We start from the raw sequence: 21891 nt of genomic DNA, 5'->3' as shown, positions 1-21891 counted from the left end.
CGGTCGTTCAGTAGTCCGCGATGCGCTGCCTGTCAGCCGTTGTCAGGAGCGCCGTGCGAGCCGCAGGCGTGCGTCTTCGCGTGCGGCGGGCGACAGGTCGGGGGCATAGTGGAATGTGCCGGCGACGAGCGACGCGACCGGCACGCCGTCGCGGAACAGCACGCGGTTGCCGGCCAATGCGGGCACCTTGTCGCCGGGCAGCAGCGTGCCGGCGAGATTCAGCGGATCGGCGCCCGTCACGCAGACGAACTGACCCTCGCCCGACTGCCTCCGCAATTCGCGCAGGATCGGGATCGCCTCGGGCAGCGCGAACTGTTCGCCCGCGAGCCCCGCGACGAAGCGTCCGCCGCGAATCTCGCCGCGCGCCTCCAGACGCTGCAGCACGCGCACCAGCTCGCGCCAGCTCGGCAGCCAGTCGGCCTCGCGTTCGAGCAGCCGCCAGAAGACGACGCCGTAGCGGCGCAGCAGCGTCCAGGCGATGTGTTCGAGCGCTTCGGGATCGGTCGTTGCGGGCGTGCGCGTCGGCGTCGGCGTCGGCGGCGGGGCGGCGGGCGGCGGGGCGGCGGGCGGCGCGGGCCGCTGCACGAGCGCCCAGCGCCCGGCATCGTCCATGCCGCCGATCAGCGCGCCACCCCGCCACGTACGCGGCGCATATGTCGCGCTGCGTTTCACGACCGGCTTCAGCAACGCGCGCAGGCCCGCGAAGCTGTCTGCGTTCACGAGACCGGCCGACACGAGTTCGCCGAGCGCCTGTTCGAGTTCGACGGGCAGCATGTGCAGGTCGCTGAGCAGTTCGTCGAAGAACATCGCGCCGTGCGCGGCGAGCACGTCGCGCACCTGCGTTGCGCGCGCGGACAGCGCCGGTTGCGCGGCCGGATCGCGCAGCGCCTGCCATGCGGCGAGATCGCGGCGCGGCAGCAGCACGATCGGCGTCGTCTTCACGGGCGTCGCGGCAGTGCGGGCCGGCGTGCCGATGCGGGTCCACACGAGCTTGCCGGAACGGCACAGCTCGTCGAGCCCGCCCACGGTGTAGTCGGTCAGCCGCGCGGGCAGCAGCGCGTCTTCCCATGCGCCCGCGGCCGCCTCGAAGCCTTCGAGCTGTTCGACGACGGCAGCAAGCGCGTCGCGTCCGGCGCCGCGCGTGTCGGGCGTCAGGTGCTGCCAGTGGAACAGGAAGCGCATGAAGTCCGCACGCTCGACCGGTTCGATTTCGCGGCGCAGGCGTTTCACGGTGTAGCGGTGGATGCGCGCGAGCAGATGACGTTCGCACCATTCGTCGCCGGCCGCACCTACGCCGGCCGCACCGGGCGTAAAGCGGCCGCGCATCACATAGCCTTCCTGCTCGAGCGCGGCAAGGGCGGCCGTGACCGCCGCAATGGACAGGCCGAGCGGCTGCGCGATCGCGTCGAGCGTCAACGGACCGAAGCCGGTCAGCCGCGCGCGGATTACGTCGACGAGCGCGGCGTCCGCTTCCCACGGCGCGGCGCAGGCGGCCGGCACCTTGAGCGCAGGCGTGCAGCGCGCGTCCGGATGCAGCGCGCGCACGCAGACGAGCCGCTCGACCGGCACCCACAGCGCAGGGCCGCCCGGCGCAGCCAGCTTCGTTGCGCGACGGTGTTCGGCCAGTTCCGCGAGCCATCCGGGCCAGCCGTCCTGCGCGCGGGCTTCGTCGTCGGTTACGCAGGCGAGCGTCAGCAGCGCGTCGTGCATTTCGTCCGCATCGCGCACGAGCGGCCACGCTTCGTCGCGTACCGCGGCAATTGCGTCGGCGTCGAGCGCGCCGAGATCGTCCGCCGATTCCGGGTCGCTCCAGCGGCGTGCCTGCACGGCCTGCGTGCGGCGCTCCTCGAGCGGTGCGTCGTCGAGGAACGCGTACGGCTTCGCGTTGAGGATCTCGGCCGCAAGCGGCGACGGCGCGGGCAGGTCGCGCGCGACCAGCTCGATCGCGCCGCTTTCGATCCGGCGCAGCAGCGCGAGCCAGCCGTCGGTATCCATGGCATCGTGCAGGCAGTCGTCGAGCGTCTGGTCGACAAGCGGGTGATGCGGAATCTCGCGCTCGCCGACGATGTTCTCGAGGCACGCGACCTGATCGGGGAACACGGTTGCGAGCAGGTCGTCGCTCTTCATGCGCTGCAACTGCGGCGCGGTCCGCTTGCCGCCGGTGAAGCGCGGCAGCGCAAGCGCCGTCGTCGCGTTCCAGCGCCAGCGCACGCCGAACAGCGGTGCGTCGAGCAGCGCCTGCACCAGCACGTGCTCGGCATTCGCCGCGCGCAGGTAGCGCCAGACTTCGTCGAGCGCGAAGCTGTGCGCGAGCGACAGCGACAGGATGATCGCGTCGTCGGTCGCCGCGGCCTGCAGCTCGAAGTTGAAGGTGCGGCAGAAGCGCTTGCGCAGCGCAAGGCCCCATGCGCGGTTGATGCGGCTGCCGAACGGCGAATGGATCACGAGCTGCGTGCCGCCCGATTCGTCGAAGAAGCGCTCCATCACGAGCGTGTCTTGCGTCGGCAGCGCGCCGAGCGCCGCGCGGGTGCGCGCGAGGTAGTCGGCGATCTGGCGCGCGGCGTCCGGCGACAACTGCAAGTCGTCGACGAGCCAGCGCAGCGCCGGCGCGAGTCGGCTCGGCGTGGTGGCCGATGTGGCGCCGGGCGTGGCGTTAGCCGTGGCGTCGAGGCCGGCGGCCCGCCTGGTATCTGTTTCGTCGCCTGTTCGGCTGCCCGCTTTGTCGCCCGTTTCGTCGCCCGTTCGGCTGCCTGTTCCACCGCCCGTTCCGCCGCGTTTCCCGGCCTGCCGATCGCCGTCTGCAAACAGCGCGTCGAGCCGCGCGCGCAGCCGGCCGACCGCCGCCGACAACTCGTCGCTACGGCCCGGCGCTTCGCCGATCCAGAACGGGATGTTCGGCGATTGTCCCTGAGCATCCTCGACGCGCACGCGCCCCGTCTCGACGCGAATGATCCGGTACGACTGGTTGCCGAGCTGGAATACGTCGCCGGCCAGGCTCTCGATCGCGAAATCTTCGTTGACGGTGCCGACCTGGATGCCCTGCGGCTCCAGGAGCACCGCATAGTCGGCCATGTCGGGAATCGTGCCGCCGGACGTCGTGGCGGTCATCATCGCGTTGCGCCGCCCGCGCACCGTGCCGCCGACCACGTCGCGATGCAGATACGCGGCGCGCACGCCGCGCCGGCTGCTGAAGCCTTCGGCGAGCATCTTCATTACTTCGTCGAAACGCTCGCGCGACAGGCGCGCGTACGGCGCCGCGCGCGTGAAGCACCGGAACAGCGCGTCTTCCTGCCATTCGGCGCAGGCGACTTCGGCGACGATCTGCTGCGCGAGCACGTCGAGCGGCGCTTCGGGAATCCGCAGCGTGTCGAGTTCGCCGCGCCGCACGCAGTCGATCAGCGCCGCGCATTCGACGAGTTCGTCGCGCGACAGCGGGAAAAGGCGTCCCTTCGGTGTGCCGCCGACGTGGTGCCCCGAGCGGCCGACGCGCTGCAGGAAAGGCGCGATGCCGCGCGGCGAGCCGACCTGGCAGACGAGATCGACGTCGCCGATGTCGATGCCGAGTTCGAGCGACGCCGTGGCGACCAGCAGCTTCAGGTCGCCGCGCTTCAGCCGCTGTTCGGCGTCGAACCGGTGCTCCTTCGCGAGGCTGCCGTGATGCGCGGCGATTGCGTCCTTGCCGAGCCGCTCGGCGAGATGGCGCGCCATGCGCTCCGCGGTGCGCCGCGTGTTGACGAACACGAGCGTCGTGCGATGCGCGGCGGCGAGCCCGGCGATCCGGTCGTACAGCTGCTCCCATACGTCGGTCGCCATGACCGGCTCGAGCGGCACGTTCGGCAATTCGAGCGCGAGATCGCGTTCGCGCGCGTGGCCCGTGTCGACGATCGTGCAGTCGCGCGGCGCATCCGCGGGGCCGCCGACCAGGAAGCGCGCGACCGCGTCGATCGGCTTCTGCGTCGCCGATAGCCCGATGCGCGGCAGCGCGCGCCCCGTCAGCGCATCGAGCCGCTCGAGCGACAGCGCGAGGTGGCTGCCGCGCTTGCTGTTGGCGAGCGCGTGGATCTCGTCGACGATCACCGATCGCACGGTCGACAGCATCTGGCGGCCCGATGTCGACGAAAGCAGCACGTACAGGGATTCCGGCGTCGTCACGAGGATGTGCGGCGCGCGCTTGCGCAGCGCGGCGCGCTCGGCCTGCGTGGTGTCGCCGGTACGCACCGCGGTCCGGATTGCCGGCACCGGCAGGCCGAGCCGCGCGAGCGATTCGCTGATGCCGGCGAGCGGTGCTTCGAGGTTCACGTGGATGTCGTTCGACAGCGCCTTCAGCGGCGACACGTAGACGACCAGGGTCGCGTCGGGCAGCGCGCCGTCGTGCGCGAGCGCGTCGCGCACCAGATCGTCGATCGCGCACAGGAACGCGGTGAGCGTCTTGCCGGAACCGGTCGGCGCCGCGACGAGCGTCGAGCGGCCGGCCTTGATGTGCGGCCACGCAAGCGCCTGCGCGCCGGTCGGCGCGGCGAACGTGCGCTGGAACCAGGCGGCGACGGCCGGGTGGAACACGTCGAGCCCGCTGGCGGCGGGGCGGGTGGCAGTGACGTCCATCGAAGCGGCGTATTAGGGTGCGAGCGAGGAGATGAACGCGGCCGCGCGGAGCGGCGCGCGCGAATCGTCAGTGTGCCAGACCCGGGGCGTGCTTGCCGGCCTATGGCCCAAGGCCCAAGTCGCCACTACACGCGATGCAGCCACCCGAGCCACTGCTGCAGCGCCGGCGCACGCGTCCACACCGATTGCGCGAGCCACAGCGCGCCGGCCCACGCCGCGCCGACCACGATCAGGTCGCAATTTCCGCTGTTCCACAGGTTCAGCGAATGACGTCGCCAGATCCACGGCACGCCGAGCGGATTCGGCCAGTCGGCGATCAGGTGCATCACGCCGCCGCACGCGAAGCCGAACAGCGGCGCGGCCCACAGCGGATGCGGATGGTGCGTGAGCCCGTGCCACGCGAACGCGAGTAGCGCGATCCAGCCGATGCCCCAGTGCGTGATGGTGCGGTGCGTGATCCAGAGCCGGCGCTTGCGGCTCCACCAGGCGACTTCAAGCCAGTCGGGCGCGGTGCCGCCGACGACGCCGGCCGCGAAGGCGGCGGGGATGCCCGCGTGCCACGGACCGGTCGCGCCGCTTTGCGCGACGAGAACGGCCGCGACCAGGCCGGCCGCAAAGCCGGTCGCGTGATGTGCGTTGTGAGATGCCATACAAAAAAAGCGGGAGAGAAGACGGGAAAGAAAGCGAACGGAAAGCGTCTGCGCGGCGCAAATGCGAAGGGGCGCCATCTTCTCAGATCGGCGCGCGGCGCGGGAGGTTCACGCGAGGATTTTTCTCGCGTGGCGGCTTGATGGGGTCGGATTTCACGCGATTCGTAGTATCGCCCGACGCAGACCGCTGACACGAAGAGCGTGCAGCCGGGCCTCGGCACCTCGATGCCGGAGAAGGTGGAGACGACGCACCTCTCGGCCGTCGACAAGTGGGGCAACGCGGTGTCGAACACGTACACGATCAACGGCTGTTTCGGTTCGGGCATGATCGCCGACGGCATGGGCATCGTGCTCAACGGCGAGATGGACGATTTCTCCGCGAAGCCGGGCGTCGCCAATGTGTTCGGCGTCATCGGCGCGGATGCCAATGCGATCGAGCCGAAGAAGCGGCCGCTGTCCGGCGTGCATCGACGTCGGTCAGCGCGAGCACTTGGTCCGACTGCGCGAGACTGCGGCGGGCCTCGATCTCCGCGGTGTCGCCGATCGTCTTCATCCCGAGCTGCGCCATGCGCCGTGTGTCGCTTTCGAGCCGCGTCAGCGCGTTGACTTCGTCGTCGGCCGGCTGCATCTTCTCGTGCGCGCTCAGCAGGTCGAAACAAGCGTTCGCGACGCGCAGGATCAGGTCCTGCTTCGCGACCTCGAGCTTCTGCTTCGCCGATTCCTCATCGCACGCTCGCGTCGAACACGTTCGACATTGCGGCGAATCCGGTGCTCGCGACGGTGCTGCTCAATTTCCGCTTCTGAGCGCGCGCGGCGGTTTGTAGTTGACATCTTGCTTTCACATTCCGCTGCGCACGACTGCGATAATGACGCGATTTCGTTGCGTCATTGAAGGAGGCCCGCCATGGGCGACAACGACAGCCGTATCGATGCGGAAGCCATGGAGGCGCGCCAGCGCGCGCTCGAGGAAGATCTCGTCGACGCGTATGACGAGGAGCTCGAGATGGAGCTCGACGACCGCCGCTTCGACGAAGACGACACGCTGTTCTCGCCGGAGCGCCGCGAGGCGCGCAAGCGCTACTTCCGCGAGCTGTTCCGCCTGCAGGGCGAGCTCGTCAAGCTGCAGGACTGGGTCGTCAGTACCGGGCACCGGCTCGTCGTGATCTTCGAGGGCCGCGACGCGGCCGGCAAGGGCGGCGCGATCAAGCGCATCACGCAACGCCTGAACCCGCGCGTGTGCCGCGTGGCCGCGCTGCCCGCGCCCAGCAACCGCGAGCGCACGCAGTGGTATTTCCAACGCTATGTCGCGCATCTGCCGGCCGGCGGCGAGATCGTGCTGTTCGACCGGAGCTGGTACAACCGCGCGGGCGTCGAGCGCGTGATGAACTTCTGTACCGACGACGAATACGAGGAGTTTTTCCGGTCGGTGCCGGAATTCGAGAAGATGCTCGTGCGCAGCGGCATCCAGATCGTCAAGTACTGGTTCTCGATTACCGATCCCGAGCAGGAGCGGCGCTTCCAGCACCGCATCGAGGATCCGCTGAAGCAGTGGAAGCTGAGCCCGATGGATCTGGAAAGCCGGCGCCGTTGGGAGGCGTATACGGCCGCGAAGGAAGAGATGCTGCAGCGCACGCATATTCCCGAAGCGCCGTGGTGGGTCGTGCAGGCCGTCGACAAGAAGCGCGCGCGACTGAACTGCATTCACCATCTGCTGAGCCAGGTGCCGTATCACGAGATTCCGCGCGCGCCGATCGAACTGCCGCAGCGCGAGCATCACGAGGATTACATCCGCCGGCCCGTGCCGGAAAACATGATCGTGCCGGACGTGTATTGACGCACGCGGCGCCGGCCGCGCGCGCAGCACCGGGCAGCGCGGGCGGCGCGGCCGTCACTCCCGGATCAGGAACGCGGCCCGATCGCGCCCGGCGATCCACGACGGCGCACGGCCGCGTCCGCTCCACGTCGCGCCGGTGGCCGGATCGCGATACTTCGCGCCGACCGTGAACAGCTTTTCGCGGTCGCTGTAGCCTTGTCCGAAGACTTCGCGCGCGGTCAGCGCATAGGTCGTGACCAGATGGCGCACCTGCTCCAGCGCGGAATGGCGTTCGGCGCGGCGGGCAGTCCTGATTTTCCTGTCGAGTTCCGCAAGCTGGGCTTGCAGTTTCTGAACACTTTGCATGCGTCGGTTGTCCCGTTGCGAATTTTTGCTTATTGATCACGCGTCGTGCGGGTTTCGGCACGGTGGCCCCCCGGCCAAGGTAAGCCAAGCGAACACGGCACACGCTGCATGCGTGCCGGGCTGCCGGTAAAACGTTTGCGCGACTGTTATACGGAAAACCGAAAGAGATTAAATTTCAGGAGCGGATTTTGCTATGGGACAAATCTGAATTGTCGACAGAATTGAAAATAAAGCGTTGTCCAACGGCAGAAGAGCCTGGAGCGAGAGAAATACGCCGGGGTGTCGACTGCCGATGGGTGGCAGGCTATCGGGATGGTTGATCATCTGTCGGATGATCATCGGCTTGGACGAAACAGGAATCCGCACTCTCGAGCAGGTGCGCGCCGTGCTCGACAGCATCCAGACACTGGATTTCACACCCGCAGCCACCGCGCAAGCGCGTTGTGCGTGGTTCGTGTCGGTTCTCGTGCACTCCAAATTATCGGCGGCGTATCGGGGCGGCCGCGCCGCCGCTTGACGTCACAGGTCGGGAAAACCCGACCGTCCCTGCGTGAGATCGAACAACTCAGTGCGCGCATCGCCCTCGGCAGTGACAGGCAGCTTGATCACGAGGCGCACGGTCATCCCGTACGCGCTGTCGGCCAGTTCGTAACCGGCCTGCTCGATCCAGCGGCGCACGCGCGCTTCGTCGGGGTAGCCGAGCTCGATCGCGAGCCGGGTCAGGCGGATCCGCTCGACGCGTTCGGCATCGAGCAGCGCCGATGCGATCGCGTCCGTGTACGCGCGCACGAGCCCGCCCGCGCCGAGCTTGACGCCGCCGTAGTAGCGCACGACCGCGCCCAGCACGCCGTCGAGGTCGTGATGGCGCAGCACTTCGAGAATCGGCCGGCCCGCGGTGCCGGACGGCTCGCCGTCGTCCGACATGCCCGACTGGCCGCCGGCGAGCAGCGCCCAGCAGACATGCGTCGCCGTCGGATGTTCGTCGCGCAGGCGTTGCAGCGCCTGCATCGCGGCGTCGCGGTCCTCGACCGGGATCGCATGCGCGATGAAGCGGCTCTTGCGGATTTCGAGTTCCCGGATGTAGGTGGTGGCGAGCGAGTAAGTCATGTTCCGGGTTGCGATAAGCGTATAAAAATCAACGTATTACTGTTCTGCCTGCTCGGGTCGACGTTGATCGGCATGGATGCATGCGGGCGAGTGCCGACATGGGCTGAGCAGGATGAAGCGACAGAATTTTACCGTGTCGCGCATCGGCGGGCGATGGTGCGGATGACGGCCGTCCGATTGTCGGATGCGCGCTCGGTGCTGCCGCCCTTCAGCGTTGCACAGGCCGCCTGATCTTGCGCCGGAACCGCCTGCGATGTGCGCGCGACACATGGCCGGCTCGTGCGTACTCGTTTCGTTGCTGGATGTGATGTGCGACGGCATCCGTCACCGTCGGAAAGAAATTCGCTTGCCCGAATGTGTCGAACAATCCGTACGCGCGCAAGCGGTCCTTCACCGGCCCTTTCATTTCCGCGAAGCACAGCGCGACCCCGCGCTCCCGGAGTTCGTCGCATAGCGCGACCAGCCGGTCCGCCGCGCTGACGTCGATGTCGGTGACGGGTTCGGCCGCGACGACGAGATGTGTGACCGGCGGCCGTGCCCGCGCGAGCGCAGCGTGCAGATGTTCGCAGAAGATCTCGACATTCGCATAGAAGAGCGGCGCATCCCAGCGAAACAGCACGAGACCGGGCGTCTGCACGGCCTCCGGATGGCGGGCAATGTCGTGATAACCGCGGACGCCCGCCAGCCGGCCGAGCACCGCATCATACGGATGCCAGGCCCGCCACACGAACGACAGCAGCGATAGCGCGCTCGCGAGCAGAATGCCCGGCACGACACCGACTCCGATCACGCCCGCGAAGCACAGCATCGAGATCAGGCATTCTCCGCGGCGCAGCCGGTACAGCCGCACGACGCCGGCGATGTCGACAATGCCGAACGCCGCGTAAACCACCACCGCGGCCAGCGCGGCGCGCGGCACGCCCGTCAGCAGCGTCGGCGCGGCAACGAGCAGCAGCACGATGCAGGCCGCCGCGACAAGATTCGTGACCTGGCTTCGCGCGCCGGCTGCCATCGCGACAGGTGTGCGGGACGCGCTGCTGCTGACGGCGCAGCCCTGCAGCAGGCCGGCCAGCACATTGGCGGCGCCCAGCGCGACGAGTTCCTGATTGCGATCCGGTGTGTCGCCGGCGCGTGTGGCGAGTGCGCGCGACAGCATGCTGATGTCCGCGAAAGAGACGAGGGCGATCGCGATTGCGCCCGAGGCAAGCGCCGTCACGTCTGCGACCGAGACCACGGGAAGATGTGGCGCCGGCGTACCGGCGGGCAATGCGCCCACTGTCGCGACGCCATACAGTGACGGCAGACGTGCGGCCAGCGTTGCCCCGATCACGGCAATCAGCATCGCCGGCCAGCGCGGCGCCAGGCGCTTCAGAAGCGGAATGGATGCGAGTACGCCCAAGCCGAGCACGCACGCGCTTGCGGAGAACTGGTGATCAAGCAGCCTGCGCACGATGAGATGGGCGGTAACGGACATGTCGCCAGACGTGGCCGGCATGCCAAGCAACTCCGGCAGCCGGCCCATGATGAGCGTGACTGCGATCCCGTTCAGGTAACCGTATTGGATCGGGCGTGACAGCAGGTCGGTCACGAAGCCGAGCCGAAGCATGCCGATCAGGATGCAGATCGTCCCGGCTGACAGGGCCAGCGCGGCAGAGAGCGCCATCGCGCGTTGCGGGTCGTGGCCGGCAAGCGGCGCGATGGAGCCGGCGATCAACGCGGCAAGCGCGGAATCCGGCCCGAGCACGAGAATCCGGCTCGGGCCCAGCAACGCATAGGCCAGCAGCGCGGCGATCGACGCATAGAGCCCCGTCACGGCGGGCAGGCCGGCGGCCTGTGCATAGCTCATGCCGACCGGCACGAGCACCGCGGTGAGCGCGATGCCCGCGTAGAGATCGCGCGCAAGCCACGCGCGCCGGTAGTGCGCCAGCAGCGCAAGTCCCGGGAGGCGTCGCGCGACGGGCTCAGGAAGATGCCGGTTCATCGAAGCAGCGGAATGCACTCATTGATCGACGGCGGCCGTGCAGCGCGTACCGTTGCAGCCGCCATCGCGTGAATCTGCTGCGGCGCCATTCCGTTCTCGATGCTGTCAAATGCGCGCGAGACCTTCCGAATCCACGATGCGAATCTGCTTGCCCTGCGTTGCGACGATCCCTTTGCGCTGGAATTTCGACAGCATGCGGCTGACCGTTTCGAGCTTCATGCCGAGATAGTCGCCGATTTCGTCGCGCGTCATCCGCAGGATGAATTCCGCGGCCGAATAGCCTCGTGCCTTGAAGCGCGCTGACAGATTCAGCAGGAAGGCGGCGACGCGCTGCTCGGCGGTCATCGTGCCGAGCAGCAGCATCAACGCCGATTCGCGGACAATTTCGGCGCCCATCATCTGGTAGACGTGATGCTGCATCGGCCGCACCTCGCGACACAGCTGTTCGAGCTGGCCAAACGGGATGATGCAGACCGTGCTGTCTTCGAGCGCGATCGCATCGCCGTTGTGACGACCGGTGTGCACACCGTCCAGTCCAAGCGGCTCGCCGACGATCTGAAATCCGGTCACTTGCTCGTTGCCGTCGCGATGCACCATGACGGTCTTGAACGATCCCGTCCTCACTGCGTAGATGCTGTTGAACGCATCGCCTGCGCGGTAAAGGGTTTCACCGCGTTTGACGTGGCGTGTCGTACAGATCATCGCGTCGACACGCGCGAAATCCTCGGTCGTCAGATCCTGCGGCATGCACACGGTGCGCAGCGCGCATGTCGAACAGCGGGACGTCGTGCGCTTGGGCAGGTCGGCACGTGCCACAGGGTGTAACGGATAAAAGGGGTAGGACGGCGCGGCGGTCGCGCAATCGGCATTGCTCAGCATGTTCTGCTCCAGTTCGTTGGGTCAGCAGCTTTTGTTCCGGGACGCACTTGGCAACCCGCTTTTCTTGACCGTCAGTATGGATGGCCTGAAGCGCGAGTGAAATCAGCGAGGCTTGAAGATGCAGTAGGCGACTCGGAAGCGCTGTAGGACATTTCCTACAGGCATGCGGCGTCGTGTCGCACCTGCGGTTCGCGGCACCGGTCAAAGTTCGTCCGGATCGTCGAACAGCTTGTGTCGCATCGCATAGCGCACGAGTGCGGTGTCGTTCGGCATCTGCAGCTTTTCGAGGATGCGCGTCTTGTAGGTGCTCACGGTTTTCACGCTGACACTGAGCGCGTGCGCGATCTCGGAAATCGACTGGCCGGAGGCGACTCGGCGAAAGACGTCGAATTCGCGGTCGGACAATCGCTGGTGGGGCAGTGCGCCGGCAGGCTCATTGAGGCTTTGGGCAAATTGCTCCGCCATCGCGAGGCTGACGTACACCCCACCGGCGGCAATCTTCGTCAGCGCGGCGACCAGGTCGGCGCTCGCGCTTTCCTTGGTCATGTAGCCGGCCGCTCCGGCACGAAATGCGCGTACCGCGTATTGCTGTTCCGCGTGCATCGTCAGTACGAGGATGTGCAGCGCCGGTTTTTCGTCCTTGATCTGCTTGATCAACTCCACGCCATTGCGGCCGGGCATCGACAGGTCGAGCACGAGCACATTCGCATCCGTGCTGCGCACGAGGGCAATCGTCGATGCGCTGTCCCGCGCCTCGCCGGCGACCTCGAAACCGCTGGCGTTCTGCAGGATATGCCGAAGGCCGTCTCGCACGAGCGCGTGGTCGTCGGCAATGAGCACCCTGATCATGACAGTACGCCTCCTCGCCGACGAGATGGGCTGGATCGCGTGCAGCGCAGACGGACCCGATCGGCGCGATCCACCGTGCGCCGGTCGGCAATCCTTCTTCAACGCTCGCATCAATCGGCAGATAAAGGGCCAGACGCGGGCGGTCGGCAGTGGTGTCCGCGGCTTCGCCTGCGCCGATGATGCGGAAGTCGTGGACGGGAGACTGCAAGCCGTCCGGATCGAGACCGGCGATGTAACGAAGCCACGAGCAAAGCCGTGCAAGAATTTTGCCCGCTTTGTTGAAATTCGCCAATCTGGATGAGCGGCGGACGGAGCCGGCATGACCGCCACTGCGCATGCTTGACCGGTGTCAACGAGTGCCGCTGCTTCAGGCCCAGACTGAGCTTCTCGTTCTGACCGGAACGGACGGGGAATCGGGAGGTGTGATGTACGAACGGATTTTCGCTGCGCTCGACGGCAGTCGATGCGCACGTCTTGCGCTCGACGAGGCAATCGGGCTTGCCCGCACGTCAGGCGGCCTGATTGTTGCCGTCTGCGTCGTGTCGGATGCCCTGCGGTTTGCGGATTTCGACAGCGGTTACGTCGATCAACGCGACTGGAACGGGCTCGACGCCGAAACCGCTGCCGCGGCGGTGGCCGATGCCGAGACAGCGTTCCGGTTGAGCCAGGTACGCGGCACCGCCCGCGCGATCGACGCATGTGGCGAAGACGTTTCGGTCGTGCTGGCCCGTGCGGCCGCCGAGTGCGATGCCGATCTGATCGTGATGGGAACGCACGGCCGGCACGGGATTCGCCGGGTCTTGCAGGGCAGCGTCGCGGAATCGCTGCTGCGCGCGGCCGAGCGGCCGGTCCTGCTCGTGCGGGATGGGCCAGGCAGGCACGTTCCGGCGCTGTGACTCGGAACACGGGGCGGCTGCACACAGCCGCCCATATACGGGGTCAATGCGCGGGGTCAATGCGCGGGTCAATGCGACATCAGCACCGGCACCGTCATGGCTTCGAGGATGGTTCGCGTGGCGCCGCCGAGCACACGCTCGTGCATCCGGGTGTGGCTGTAATTGCCCATGACGAGCAGATCGGCATGCAGGTCGCTCGCCCGATTAAGCAGCGTCGCACCCGTTCCGATGCCCGCTTCGCGCGGTGTCGTCGAAAAGGACGCGCGCACGCCGTGACGCTCGAGGTAAGCGGCAACATCGACGCCCGCCGGCGTCTTGTCCGGATCCGGATGCCCGCGCTGCACCGTTTCGACGGTAACGAAACGGGCGCGTTCCAGCAGCGGGAGCGCGTCGGCAACCGCGCGGGCAGCCTCCCGGCCACCGTCCCAGGCGACAAGAATATTCTCGCCAAGGCTGCGCACCAGCCCTGCGTACGGCACGACGATGGCAGGCCGTCCGCTGCCCATCACCACGTCGTCGACGAAATGACGTGCAATATACGTCAAGCGATCCTGAGGATCCGGCTGGCCGAGCACCAGCAGATCTGCGTGACGCGCATGCAGGATCGCGGTTTCGGTCGCGGGGCCGGCGGGCGCGCGCCACTCGACGCTGCGTCCCGCGCGTTCGGCCGCTTCGAGGAAGCGCTCCTCGGCCTGCTTCCGGCGCTCCTCGCACAAGCGTTCGTACACGGCGAGCTTCAGCGGTTCGTCCGGACGCCGCAACGGCTCGGCCAAGTCCTGGCAAACCACGTAGAGGCCGATCAGGTGCGCGTTCCAGCGTCCCGCGAGATCGAGTGCGAGATCGATGCGCGCATTGCAGCGCCGGCTGTCGTCGAGATGGACGAACAAGGTCTTGTAGCTCATGACGGTTCCTTTTCGGTCGAGGCTGCGGCTGTTTCGGCGGCATGCGACGGCGCGCCGTGCGCCGTAATCATCAGGACGGGGCGCGTCGCGCCGCGCAGCACACGTTCGGCGACGCTGCCCAGTACGAGGCGCCGGATGCCGCGTCGGCCGTGCGTTCCCATGACGATCAGATCGGCACCGGTCTGCCGGGCAACGATCAGGATGCGCTCCGCGACGTTTTCACCCGGATCGGTATCGACGATTTGCGGCGTTCCCGGCACGCCGTGGGCAGCCATGCGCTTCGCGGCGTCATCGGTGACGCGCAGTCCTTCCTCGCGGAACGCGTCGATCAGGATCGACGGATCGTAGCCGGCCACATCATAGGCGGGCACCAGAAAATCGATGACGTAGACGGGCGTCAACCGTGCACCGGACTCGGACGCGAGCGTCAGTGCGGCATCGAGTGCCTGGGACGATGTTTCGCTGCCGTCAAGTGCGACGAGGATATTCGAGTACATGGCGATTCCGTTGATCAGGATGGCATAGGTTCATCATCGGCGCGCATGCGAAGATCGCGCTGATCTGGATCAAGCGGCGCGCCCGGCTCGCTCAGTGCGACATCAGCACGGGCAGCGTCATCGACGCGAGAACGGTGCGTGTCGCGCCTCCCATCAGCAGCTCGCGCCAGCGCGTGTGCCCGTAGGCCCCCATCACGAGCAGATCGGCGCCGGTTTCGTATGCGCGTGACAACAACGTGTCACCGGCCGACTCATCGGAATCGCCGGCGACGTCGAGTACGTTGACGTCTCGCGCATGGCGGGCGAGCATCAGCGCCGCATCGGCGCCAGGTATGCGGATACCGGCCGCTTCGTCGCTGCCGTTGGTGACGGCGACGACGGTCGTGCGTTTCGCACGCTTGAGGAACGGCAGCGCGTCATGTGCGGCGCGCACGGCCTCCCGGCTGCCGTCCCAAGCGACGATCACGCGCTCGCCAATCGACCGGAATTCCCCGGCGTACGGCACGAACAGCACCGGGCGACCCGCGGACAGCACCAGGTTTTCCGGGAACTGGTCGTCGATGAACGTCTCGGGGTCGTTCGGGTCGCTCTGCCCGGCGATCACGAGATCGGCGTGGCGCGCATGATGCGGTACCACGCTGTTTGCGCGCGCGTCAGTCGAAATCCAGTTGGCGGACACTTTCGCGCGCATGGCTTCCGCATGAAACAGGCGCTCGAGCGCAGCTTGCCGTTCGTCGCGCCATTGACGATGTTCGCGGAAATAGTCGGCGGAACCGGCCATCACGTAAAACGAAGTCGGCTCAGGCGTATAGATCGCGAACACGCCGGTCAGATGTGCGTCGAATTGCCGCGCGAGCTGCAATGCCAATTCGAGGCGTGAATGTGCGTGGCGGCTCGTATCGAGGTGCACGACTATGCTCTTGTAGCTCATCGCGATCGCTCCGTCGACGGGAAATCCGTCGGTGCAACCCAGTCTACAAAGCAGGCTTCCCGCACGCTTGACTCAGATCAACGGCGCCTGCGCGCGGCGGCCGCACAGTGAGACGGCCGCGCTGCCGGGCACCGGCGTGCCGACGTTCGTCGTCAGGCCCGCGCCGGGGCAGTTGCGCACTCGAGACATGAACAGGCGCGTCTCGCCCGTCGCAGGGGATGGCGCGCGTTCCCGTCGTGAAAGAACGAAGGGGAAGCGCCCCTTCGCTGGAGAAAACGAAATGAGAGCACTCGTATTCCATGGCCCCGGCCGCAAGGCGCTCGAACAGCGACCGATGCCGGAGCTGCAGGCGCCGACTGACGCGATCGTCCGGATGACACGCACGACGATCTGCGGCACCGACCTGCACATCCTCAAGGGCGACGTGCCGACCTGCGAGCCCGGCCGCATCCTCGGTCATGAGGGCGTCGGCATCGTCGAGCGGGTCGGGGCGGCGGTCGACACGCTGAAGGCGGGCGATCACGTGCTGATTTCGTGCATCTCGTCGTGCGGCCGATGCGAGTACTGCCGACGTGGCCTGTATTCGCACTGCACGACGGGCGGCTGGATCCTCGGAAACCGGATCGACGGCACGCAGGCCGAGTTCGTGCGGATTCCGCACGCGCCGACGAGCCTGTACCGGATCCCGCCCGGTGCGGACGAGGACGCGCTCGTGATGCTGTCCGACATCCTGCCGACCGGATTCGAATGCGGCGTGCTGAACGGCAAGGTGCAACCGGGCTGCTCGGTCGCGATCGTCGGCGCCGGGCCGATCGGGCTCGCCGCGTTGCTGACCGCGCAGTTCTACTCGCCCGCACAGATCATCATGATCGACCCGGATCGCAACCGGCTCGACGTCGCACGGCGCTTCGGCGCGACCGACGGCATCGACGGCCGTGCCGGCGATCCGGTCGGCGAAGTGATGAAGCTGACCGATGGCGTCGGTGTCGATTGCGCGATCGAGGCGGTCGGTATCCCGGCGACGTTCGAAATGTGCACGTCGATCGTCGCGCCGGGCGGCGTGGTCGCGAACGTCGGCGTGCACGGCGTGAAGGCCGACCTGCACCTCGAAAAGCTGTGGGATCGCAATATCGCGATCACGACCCGGCTCGTCGACACGGTCAGCACGCCGATGCTGCTGAAAACCGTGCGATCGGGGCGACTCGATCCGAAGCAACTCATTACGCACCGTTTCTCGCTCGACGATGTCGACCGGGCGTACGACACGTTCAGTCACGCCGCGGACACGCATGCGCTGAAGGTGATCATCGAAGTGGCATGAATGCAGAGGGCAGGCCGCGGAGCGGGTGCTCGACACTTGCTTCGCGCGCCTGCCGTCAGGGTGACGGCGCTGCGGGTTCGTCGGCGTGTTCGTCCGCGTGCTCGTTTGCGTTTTCGCCTGTATCGGCCGCCTCGATCTCGTCGAGATCGACGGTCTGCCGATACGTCGGCACTTCGCATGCCCCATGCAGTCTTTCCTCGATACGCCGGCGCAACGCATCCGCGGCCGCAGGCTCGCCGTGGGTCACGAACGTCCGGACAGGGGGCCGCTGCATCGCGCCGAGCCACTGCAGGATTTCTTCGTAATCGGCATGCGCGGACAGCGTCGTGATGGATTCGACCTGCGCGCGCACCCGCACGTATTCGCCATGAATCTTCAGGGTCGGCTCGTGCGCGGCCAGCGCGGCGCCGCGCGTCCCCGCGGCCTGGTAACCGACGAGCGCGATCGTGTTCCGGGCATCGGGTGCGTAACGGCTCAGGTGATGCAGCACACGTCCGCCCGTCGCCATGCCGCTTCCGGCAATGATCACCATCGGGCCCCGATGCTCGGAAATGGCCTTCGATTGATCGACCGTGCGAGTCATCGTTGCCGCATGGCCAAGCGCATCGGCTTCCGACAGGGTCAGCCGATGCTCGAGGAGGTGATGGCGATAAACGGTGGTCACGTCCGACGCCATCGGGCTGTCGAGATACACGGGCATGCGCGCCATCCGACCGCTCGCCGTCAGGCGCGCGATGTAGTGCAGGATCTCCTGCGCGCGGCCGACGGTGAAGCAGGGGATCACGACCACGCCGCCGCGCGAGAACGTCTTCTCGAACAGCGCGGCAAGTTCGTTTTCGGGATCCGACTCGGGGTGCAGGCGATCGCCGTAGGTCGATTCGACGACCACGTAGTCCGCATGGGCCGGCGGCATCGGCGGCCGCATGATCGGGTCGTGGCGGCGGCCGAGGTCGCCGGAAAAGGCGAGCACCTTGTGATGCCAGTTCATGACGACGCTCGCCGCACCGAGAATGTGGCCGGCGGGGAGCAGGCGAAACGACAGCGCACTGCCCAATGCGATGCGCTCGTCGAACGCACACGGCGTGAACTGGCGCAGCACACGCAGCGTGTCGTCCGTTGTGTAGAGCGGCCTGGCCGGATGATGTTTCGAGTAGCCGTGGCGATTCGCGAAATCGGCTTCCTCCTCCTGCAGCCTGGCGCTGTCGCGCAACATGATCTCGCACAGTTCGGCGGTCGCCGCCGTGCAGTACACGGGGCCGCGGTAGCCGTCGCGTGCCAGCGCCGGAAGATAGCCGCTGTGATCGAGGTGCGCATGGGTGAGGACGACCGCATCCAGCGAGTCGGGAGGAACCGGCAGCGGGTTCCAGTTGCGCAGCCGCAGGTTCTTCGTCCCCTGGAAAAGGCCGCAATCCACCAGTACGCGTTGGTCGCCGTGCTCGACCAGGTACTTCGAGCCGGTGACGGTCTCTGTCGCGCCGAGGAAGGTCAGTTTCATCGTTCGCCTCACGGGGTATCACGAGATCGGTGGCTCGATTACACCGGATACGCGGGCCGCACGGTTGACGGAAATCACGGAGCGCTTCGATGTCGTGCACGTGTAGTGCACTTGAAATCGACCGCGAGCGGCAACATGCGGTAAGGGCGCTTGACCCAGATCATGCATTCGCACGATGCCACTGCGGGCCATATGGAATCCGGCCATATTCGATCGGAGCAGCGCTAGGATGAATCGCAGATCCATCCGCCGCTGGAGAGAAACATGAAGATCAGCGAACCGATCAGGGCGTCGTCGGCACCCGACACGCTACCGGTGCTGCAACTGGGGCTGCGGCCGTTCTATCTGGGCGGCGCCTTGTTCGGCAGCGTTGCATTGGCGGTCTGGCTCGCCGAATGGCACGGCGTGCCGGTTGCCGGACGCGCGGCGCCGCTATCAGGGCTGATGTGGCACGTGCACGAGATGATCTTCGGTTTCGTGGCAGCGATCGTCGTCGGCTTCCTGCTGACTGCCGTGCGCGCTTGGACTTCGCGCGAGACGTTGCGAGGCCCGTCGCTGGCCGCGCTCTGGCTGCTGTGGGCGGCAGGGCGGCTGTTGGTCTGGACCGGGCCGCAGACGGTTGCTGCCGTCGTCGACACGCTCTTCCTGCCGGTCACGGCAGTCGTGCTGCTGCGCGTGCTGATCTCCGTGAAGAACCGGCACAACGTGTTCCTGCCCGTGGCGCTCGCGTTGTTCGGTGGATTGAACGCGCTGTTTCACGGGTATGCCGCGACGGATCGAGTGGACCTCGCGCTGCGTACAGCGTATGCGGCGACGGGACTGGTCGTGTTCTTCGTCGCGGTAATTACCGGGCGCATCGTGCCGATGTTCACGATGAACGCGATTCCGGGTTTCACGGTCCGGCGCGTCCGGTTCGTCGATGCGAGTGCCGCCCCGGCGGTCGCGCTGACGTTGATCGCGGACGCGACAGGCGTTCCCGGCGCGATCCTGATCGCCGCTGCGTGCGCCACGGCGTTGCTGCACGTGGTCCGCATCATCGGGTGGCGGTCGTGGCGCGTCGGCAATCGGCCGATCATCTGGATCCTGCATGTGTCCAGCCTGTGGATTCCTGTCGGATTCGCGATGCTCGCGCTGTCGGCCGCGGGCGTCATGCCGCATTCGCTGGCGATTCACGTGCTGACCGTCGGGGCGATCGGCGGCGCGATCATGGCGATGATCACGCGCACCGCGCTTGGCCATACCGGACGAACCCTCGTTGCCGGGCCCTGGGAGCAGCTGTGCTATTGGCTGATGGTCGGTGCGGTCATCCTGCGGGCATTCGGGCCGCTCGTCCCGCGCGTTCCGTACGGATTCTGGCTCGACGCTTCCGGTGCCTGCTGGATCGTGGCGTTTGCTGCATACGCGATTCATTACCTCCCGTTTCTGATTTCGGCGAGGGCTGACGAACGTGCGGATTGACGTTCAACCCGGCAATGGCGGTTCAGAAGATACCCATGACCGCTCGCGACCCTGGCACCTTGTTCGGGCTCAATCGGGCAGTCGATGTATCGGCCGCGGCCGGAGGCGAATCGAGATGTGCCGATGCTGGCATGGTCTCTGTTGATGCAGGTCATGCGGGCCCGCGTCGCGCCCGCTATATTTTTTGCATGGACTCCGGAAAGCCTATGCTGAAGAACGGCGTATCGCGGGAGCCATGATCCGAACAACGCGGCCGTCGCTGCGCCGGGTTCACGCGTGAGAGGTTCGATATGAAAGCGCCGGAAGCGAGCGCCGTACAGTCCATCCTCAGGGAACACCAACAGCTCTCGACCATCATTTCGGGCATGCAGCGCTTCGTCGAACTGCTCGGCGGTGGCGTACAGACCCCTGGGTTGATGGTGCTTCGGGCGATGCTGTACTACATTCGCGAATTTCCCGAGCAAGTCCATCATCCCAAGGAGGATCGCTATCTTTTTGCGCGTCTATGGCATCGTGCCTACGACCTCGACAGAACCCTCGCCGATCTCGAGGAGCAACACGTTCAAGGCGAAGCGCTGGTGCGAAACATCGAACACGCATTGACCCGATACGAACTGGCCGGCGAGTCGGCGCTTCCGGCGTTGCGCGCGATGGTAGACGACTATGCTGCGTTCTACCGAAATCACATGCGCGTGGAAGAAGAGGTGATACTGCCTGCCGCAAGGAGATGGCTGACGGAGCAGGACTGGAACGAAGTCAGCGAGGCGTTCGGCGCAAACCGCGATCCGTTCACCGGCGTTGAAGCCGAGGAGGATCTCGGCCACCTGTTTTCACTGATCGCCAACACCATTCCGCAAGCGTAAATCCGGGGTCTCGCCGGGCGCGACAGGGTGCGACGCGCGCCACCGCTGACGTGCGTGCGGCTTACTCGTGCCCCGCTACCGCGTGCGGCATGTACGGCCCTTCGAGCGCCGCGATTTCTTCCGCGCTCAGCTCGAGCGAGAGCGCCGCAACGGCGTCGTCGAGATGCTGAGCCTTCGACGCCCCGATGATCGGCGCGGTCACGCCGGACTTCTGCAGCAGCCACGCCAGCGCCACCTGCGCGCGCGGCACGTTGCGCTGGCGTGCGATCGTCGCGACGGCTTCGACGATCGCGCGATCGTTGTCCGCATACGCTTCATAGAGCGTCTTGCCGTAGACGTCGCTCTGCAGTCGCTCGCTCGACGCATCCCAGTCGCGCGTGAGCCGGCCGCGCGCGAGCGGGCTCCACGGCAGCACCGCAATGCCCTGGTCGGCGCACAGCGGCAGCATCTCGCGCTCTTCCTCGCGATACAGCAGGTTCAAGTGATCCTGCATGCTGACGAACTGCGTCCATCCATTCAGCTTCGACGTGTAGAGCGCCTTGCTGAATTGCCACGCATGCATCGACGACGCGCCGATATAGCGCGCCTTGCCGGCCTTCACGACGTCGTGCAGCGCTTCGAGCGTTTCCTCGATCGGCGTGTGATAGTCCCAGCGATGGATCTGGTAGAGATCGACGTAGTCGGTGCCGAGACGCTTCAGGCTATGGTCGATCTCGGTGAGGATCGCCTTGCGCGACAGGCCTGCGCCGTTCGGGCCGGGACGCATCCGGTTGAACACCTTGGTCGCGATCACGACGTCGTCGCGCTTCGCGAAGTCGCGCAGCGCGCGGCCGACGATTTCCTCCGACGTGCCGTCCGAGTACATGTTGGCGGTGTCGAAGAAGTTGATGCCGGCATCGAGCGCCTGGCGGATGAACGGACGGCTCGCCGCTTCGTCGAGCGTCCACGGATGCGTACCGCGGTCGGGGACGCCGTAAGTCATGCAGCCGAGACACAGACGCGAAACCTGCAGCCCTGTCGAACCGAGCCTGACATATTCCATTGCTGTTGCTCCTTGCGATTTTCCGGTTGGGGGTGCGTCGCACGCGCGGTGCGGCGGGCCTTCGCAAGTGTATTACCGAGCGGAAAAACGTGCTGGACACTGCCGCGCCCGGATGCGACGGGCGGCACTCCCACACGCTCGGCACGCGTGGCGACACGGTGACATGGATGCGACTTGGGATCTTGCGGCAGCACGAACAGAAGCCGTGCAGATAAAGTCACGGGTCGATGAAGGCAAGG

At 66.6% G+C, this 21891-nt stretch carries 17 protein-coding genes and 4 pseudogenes; 7 read left to right on the top strand and 14 right to left on the bottom strand.

The genetic code is table 11. The features are described from left to right. Window positions 1–42: 42 nt before the first annotated feature. The 3 genes and pseudogenes from ACV22Z_RS12695 to ACV22Z_RS12685 form a co-directional block, all read right to left on the bottom strand. A pseudogene (locus ACV22Z_RS12695) lies at window positions 43–2625 on the bottom strand (Lhr family helicase); the annotation flags it as partial. A 152-nt stretch (window positions 2626–2777) separates the two neighbouring features. After that, a pseudogene (locus tag ACV22Z_RS12690) lies at window positions 2778–4602 on the bottom strand (DEAD/DEAH box helicase); the annotation flags it as partial. Window positions 4603–4727: 125 nt separating this feature from the next. After that, window positions 4728–5252: a metal-dependent hydrolase gene (locus ACV22Z_RS12685; RefSeq protein ID WP_448076643.1), complete on the bottom strand. Its 525-nt coding sequence runs from the start codon at window positions 5250–5252 to the stop codon at window positions 4728–4730. Between the two features lie 174 nt (window positions 5253–5426). Between ACV22Z_RS12685 and ACV22Z_RS12680 the strand changes: the two are divergent. Further along, window positions 5427–5717 (top strand): annotated as a pseudogene (locus tag ACV22Z_RS12680) (gamma-glutamyltransferase); the annotation flags it as partial. On the opposite strand, the pseudogene ACV22Z_RS12675 reads toward ACV22Z_RS12680, so the two are convergent. After that, window positions 5710–5976, bottom strand: a pseudogene (locus ACV22Z_RS12675) (TolC family protein); the annotation flags it as partial. The pseudogenes ACV22Z_RS12680 and ACV22Z_RS12675 overlap by 8 nt on opposite strands. 180 nt (window positions 5977–6156) lie before the next feature. On the opposite strand from ACV22Z_RS12675, the gene ppk2 reads away from it, so the two are divergent. After that, window positions 6157–7086: a polyphosphate kinase 2 gene (gene ppk2 / locus ACV22Z_RS12670; protein WP_448076642.1), complete on the top strand. Its 930-nt coding sequence runs from the start codon at window positions 6157–6159 to the stop codon at window positions 7084–7086. Window positions 7087–7140: 54 nt separating this feature from the next. Here ppk2 and ACV22Z_RS12665 read toward each other — a convergent pair whose 3' ends face one another. Beyond that, the gene (locus ACV22Z_RS12665) at window positions 7141–7431 is read right to left on the bottom strand and encodes an H-NS histone family protein (RefSeq protein ID WP_448076641.1); all 291 of its coding nucleotides are present in this window, start codon (window positions 7429–7431) and stop codon (window positions 7141–7143) included. A gap of 331 nt (window positions 7432–7762) precedes the next feature. On the opposite strand from ACV22Z_RS12665, the gene ACV22Z_RS12660 reads away from it, so the two are divergent. Next, the gene (locus ACV22Z_RS12660) at window positions 7763–7948 is read left to right on the top strand and encodes a hypothetical protein (protein WP_448076640.1); all 186 of its coding nucleotides are present in this window, start codon (window positions 7763–7765) and stop codon (window positions 7946–7948) included. Window positions 7949–7950: 2 nt separating this feature from the next. Here ACV22Z_RS12660 and ACV22Z_RS12655 read toward each other — a convergent pair whose 3' ends face one another. The 4 genes from ACV22Z_RS12655 to ACV22Z_RS12640 all read right to left on the bottom strand — a co-directional run bounded on the left by ACV22Z_RS12655 (window position 7951) and on the right by ACV22Z_RS12640 (window position 12247). Further along, a complete protein-coding gene (locus tag ACV22Z_RS12655; RefSeq protein ID WP_448076639.1) occupies window positions 7951–8538 on the bottom strand; it encodes an IMPACT family protein in 588 nt (195 codons plus the stop codon). A gap of 208 nt (window positions 8539–8746) precedes the next feature. After that, entirely contained in the window at window positions 8747–10519 is a 1773-nt protein-coding gene (locus tag ACV22Z_RS12650; protein ID WP_448076886.1) for a SulP family inorganic anion transporter, read from the bottom strand. A gap of 105 nt (window positions 10520–10624) precedes the next feature. Next, the gene (locus ACV22Z_RS12645) at window positions 10625–11398 is read right to left on the bottom strand and encodes a helix-turn-helix domain-containing protein (RefSeq protein ID WP_448076638.1); all 774 of its coding nucleotides are present in this window, start codon (window positions 11396–11398) and stop codon (window positions 10625–10627) included. A 201-nt stretch (window positions 11399–11599) separates the two neighbouring features. Continuing rightward, window positions 11600–12247: a response regulator gene (locus tag ACV22Z_RS12640; protein ID WP_448076885.1), complete on the bottom strand. Its 648-nt coding sequence runs from the start codon at window positions 12245–12247 to the stop codon at window positions 11600–11602. A 425-nt stretch (window positions 12248–12672) separates the two neighbouring features. Between ACV22Z_RS12640 and ACV22Z_RS12635 the strand changes: the two genes are divergently transcribed. Then, the gene (locus ACV22Z_RS12635) at window positions 12673–13143 is read left to right on the top strand and encodes a universal stress protein (protein ID WP_448076884.1); all 471 of its coding nucleotides are present in this window, start codon (window positions 12673–12675) and stop codon (window positions 13141–13143) included. 68 nt (window positions 13144–13211) lie between these two features. Here the strand turns inward: ACV22Z_RS12635 and ACV22Z_RS12630 are convergent, their stop codons facing one another. The 3 genes from ACV22Z_RS12630 to ACV22Z_RS12620 form a co-directional block, all read right to left on the bottom strand. After that, window positions 13212–14045 carry a universal stress protein gene (locus ACV22Z_RS12630; RefSeq protein ID WP_448076637.1) on the bottom strand — a complete coding sequence of 278 codons (834 nt, stop codon included), beginning with the start codon at window positions 14043–14045 and terminating at the stop codon, window positions 13212–13214. After that, window positions 14042–14542, bottom strand: coding sequence for a universal stress protein (locus tag ACV22Z_RS12625; RefSeq protein WP_448076636.1), 501 nt, complete (start codon window positions 14540–14542; stop codon window positions 14042–14044). Before ACV22Z_RS12625 ends, ACV22Z_RS12630 begins: the two co-directional genes overlap by 4 nt. 91 nt (window positions 14543–14633) lie before the next feature. After that, window positions 14634–15473, bottom strand: a complete 840-nt coding sequence (locus tag ACV22Z_RS12620; RefSeq protein ID WP_448076635.1) for a universal stress protein — start codon at window positions 15471–15473, stop codon at window positions 14634–14636. 280 nt (window positions 15474–15753) lie between these two features. Between ACV22Z_RS12620 and ACV22Z_RS12615 the strand changes: the two genes are divergently transcribed. After that, window positions 15754–16794 carry a zinc-dependent alcohol dehydrogenase family protein gene (locus ACV22Z_RS12615; protein ID WP_448076634.1) on the top strand — a complete coding sequence of 347 codons (1041 nt, stop codon included), beginning with the start codon at window positions 15754–15756 and terminating at the stop codon, window positions 16792–16794. A gap of 55 nt (window positions 16795–16849) precedes the next feature. Here ACV22Z_RS12615 and ACV22Z_RS12610 read toward each other — a convergent pair whose 3' ends face one another. Beyond that, window positions 16850–18289, bottom strand: coding sequence for an MBL fold metallo-hydrolase RNA specificity domain-containing protein (locus ACV22Z_RS12610; RefSeq protein ID WP_448076633.1), 1440 nt, complete (start codon window positions 18287–18289; stop codon window positions 16850–16852). A gap of 264 nt (window positions 18290–18553) precedes the next feature. Between ACV22Z_RS12610 and ACV22Z_RS12605 the strand changes: the two genes are divergently transcribed. Continuing rightward, window positions 18554–19747 (top strand): NnrS family protein, encoded by a 1194-nt coding sequence (locus tag ACV22Z_RS12605; protein WP_448076632.1) that lies wholly within the window; start codon window positions 18554–18556, stop codon window positions 19745–19747. 290 nt (window positions 19748–20037) lie between these two features. Next, window positions 20038–20610, top strand: a complete 573-nt coding sequence (locus tag ACV22Z_RS12600) for a hemerythrin domain-containing protein (protein WP_448076631.1) — start codon at window positions 20038–20040, stop codon at window positions 20608–20610. 61 nt (window positions 20611–20671) lie between these two features. On the opposite strand, the gene ACV22Z_RS12595 is transcribed toward ACV22Z_RS12600, so the two are convergent. Then, complete coding sequence (locus ACV22Z_RS12595) at window positions 20672–21652, bottom strand: aldo/keto reductase (protein ID WP_448076630.1); 981 nt, start codon at window positions 21650–21652, stop codon at window positions 20672–20674. Between the last annotated feature and the right edge of the window lie 239 nt (window positions 21653–21891).

Source organism: Burkholderia sp. PU8-34 (assembly GCF_053427725.1).
The sequence above is the reverse complement of the archived record's forward strand: the minus strand, read 5'-3'. Positions and strand labels throughout refer to the sequence as shown.

Excerpts from the sequence above, each read along its gene's own strand:
- ACV22Z_RS12655 (WP_448076639.1), bottom strand. The coding sequence starts at position 8,538 with ATGACTTACTCGCTCGCCACCACCTACATCCGGGAACTCGAAATCCGC.
- ACV22Z_RS12610 (WP_448076633.1), bottom strand. The coding sequence starts at position 18,289 with ATGAAACTGACCTTCCTCGGCGCGACAGAGACCGTCACCGGCTCGAAG.
- ACV22Z_RS12660 (WP_448076640.1), top strand. The coding sequence starts at position 7,763 with ATGATCATCGGCTTGGACGAAACAGGAATCCGCACTCTCGAGCAGGTG.
- ACV22Z_RS12640 (WP_448076885.1), bottom strand. The coding sequence starts at position 12,247 with ATGATCAGGGTGCTCATTGCCGACGACCACGCGCTCGTGCGAGACGGC.
- ACV22Z_RS12630 (WP_448076637.1), bottom strand. The coding sequence starts at position 14,045 with ATGAGCTACAAGACCTTGTTCGTCCATCTCGACGACAGCCGGCGCTGC.
- ACV22Z_RS12600 (WP_448076631.1), top strand. The coding sequence starts at position 20,038 with ATGAAAGCGCCGGAAGCGAGCGCCGTACAGTCCATCCTCAGGGAACAC.
- ACV22Z_RS12645 (WP_448076638.1), bottom strand. The coding sequence starts at position 11,398 with ATGCTGAGCAATGCCGATTGCGCGACCGCCGCGCCGTCCTACCCCTTT.
- ACV22Z_RS12595 (WP_448076630.1), bottom strand. The coding sequence starts at position 21,652 with ATGGAATATGTCAGGCTCGGTTCGACAGGGCTGCAGGTTTCGCGTCTG.
- ACV22Z_RS12635 (WP_448076884.1), top strand. The coding sequence starts at position 12,673 with ATGTACGAACGGATTTTCGCTGCGCTCGACGGCAGTCGATGCGCACGT.
- ACV22Z_RS12665 (WP_448076641.1), bottom strand. The coding sequence starts at position 7,431 with ATGCAAAGTGTTCAGAAACTGCAAGCCCAGCTTGCGGAACTCGACAGG.
- ACV22Z_RS12685 (WP_448076643.1), bottom strand. The coding sequence starts at position 5,252 with ATGGCATCTCACAACGCACATCACGCGACCGGCTTTGCGGCCGGCCTG.
- ACV22Z_RS12650 (WP_448076886.1), bottom strand. The coding sequence starts at position 10,519 with ATGAACCGGCATCTTCCTGAGCCCGTCGCGCGACGCCTCCCGGGACTT.
- ppk2 (WP_448076642.1), top strand. The coding sequence starts at position 6,157 with ATGGGCGACAACGACAGCCGTATCGATGCGGAAGCCATGGAGGCGCGC.
- ACV22Z_RS12615 (WP_448076634.1), top strand. The coding sequence starts at position 15,754 with ATGAGAGCACTCGTATTCCATGGCCCCGGCCGCAAGGCGCTCGAACAG.
- ACV22Z_RS12625 (WP_448076636.1), bottom strand. The coding sequence starts at position 14,542 with ATGTACTCGAATATCCTCGTCGCACTTGACGGCAGCGAAACATCGTCC.
- ACV22Z_RS12605 (WP_448076632.1), top strand. The coding sequence starts at position 18,554 with ATGAAGATCAGCGAACCGATCAGGGCGTCGTCGGCACCCGACACGCTA.
- ACV22Z_RS12620 (WP_448076635.1), bottom strand. The coding sequence starts at position 15,473 with ATGAGCTACAAGAGCATAGTCGTGCACCTCGATACGAGCCGCCACGCA.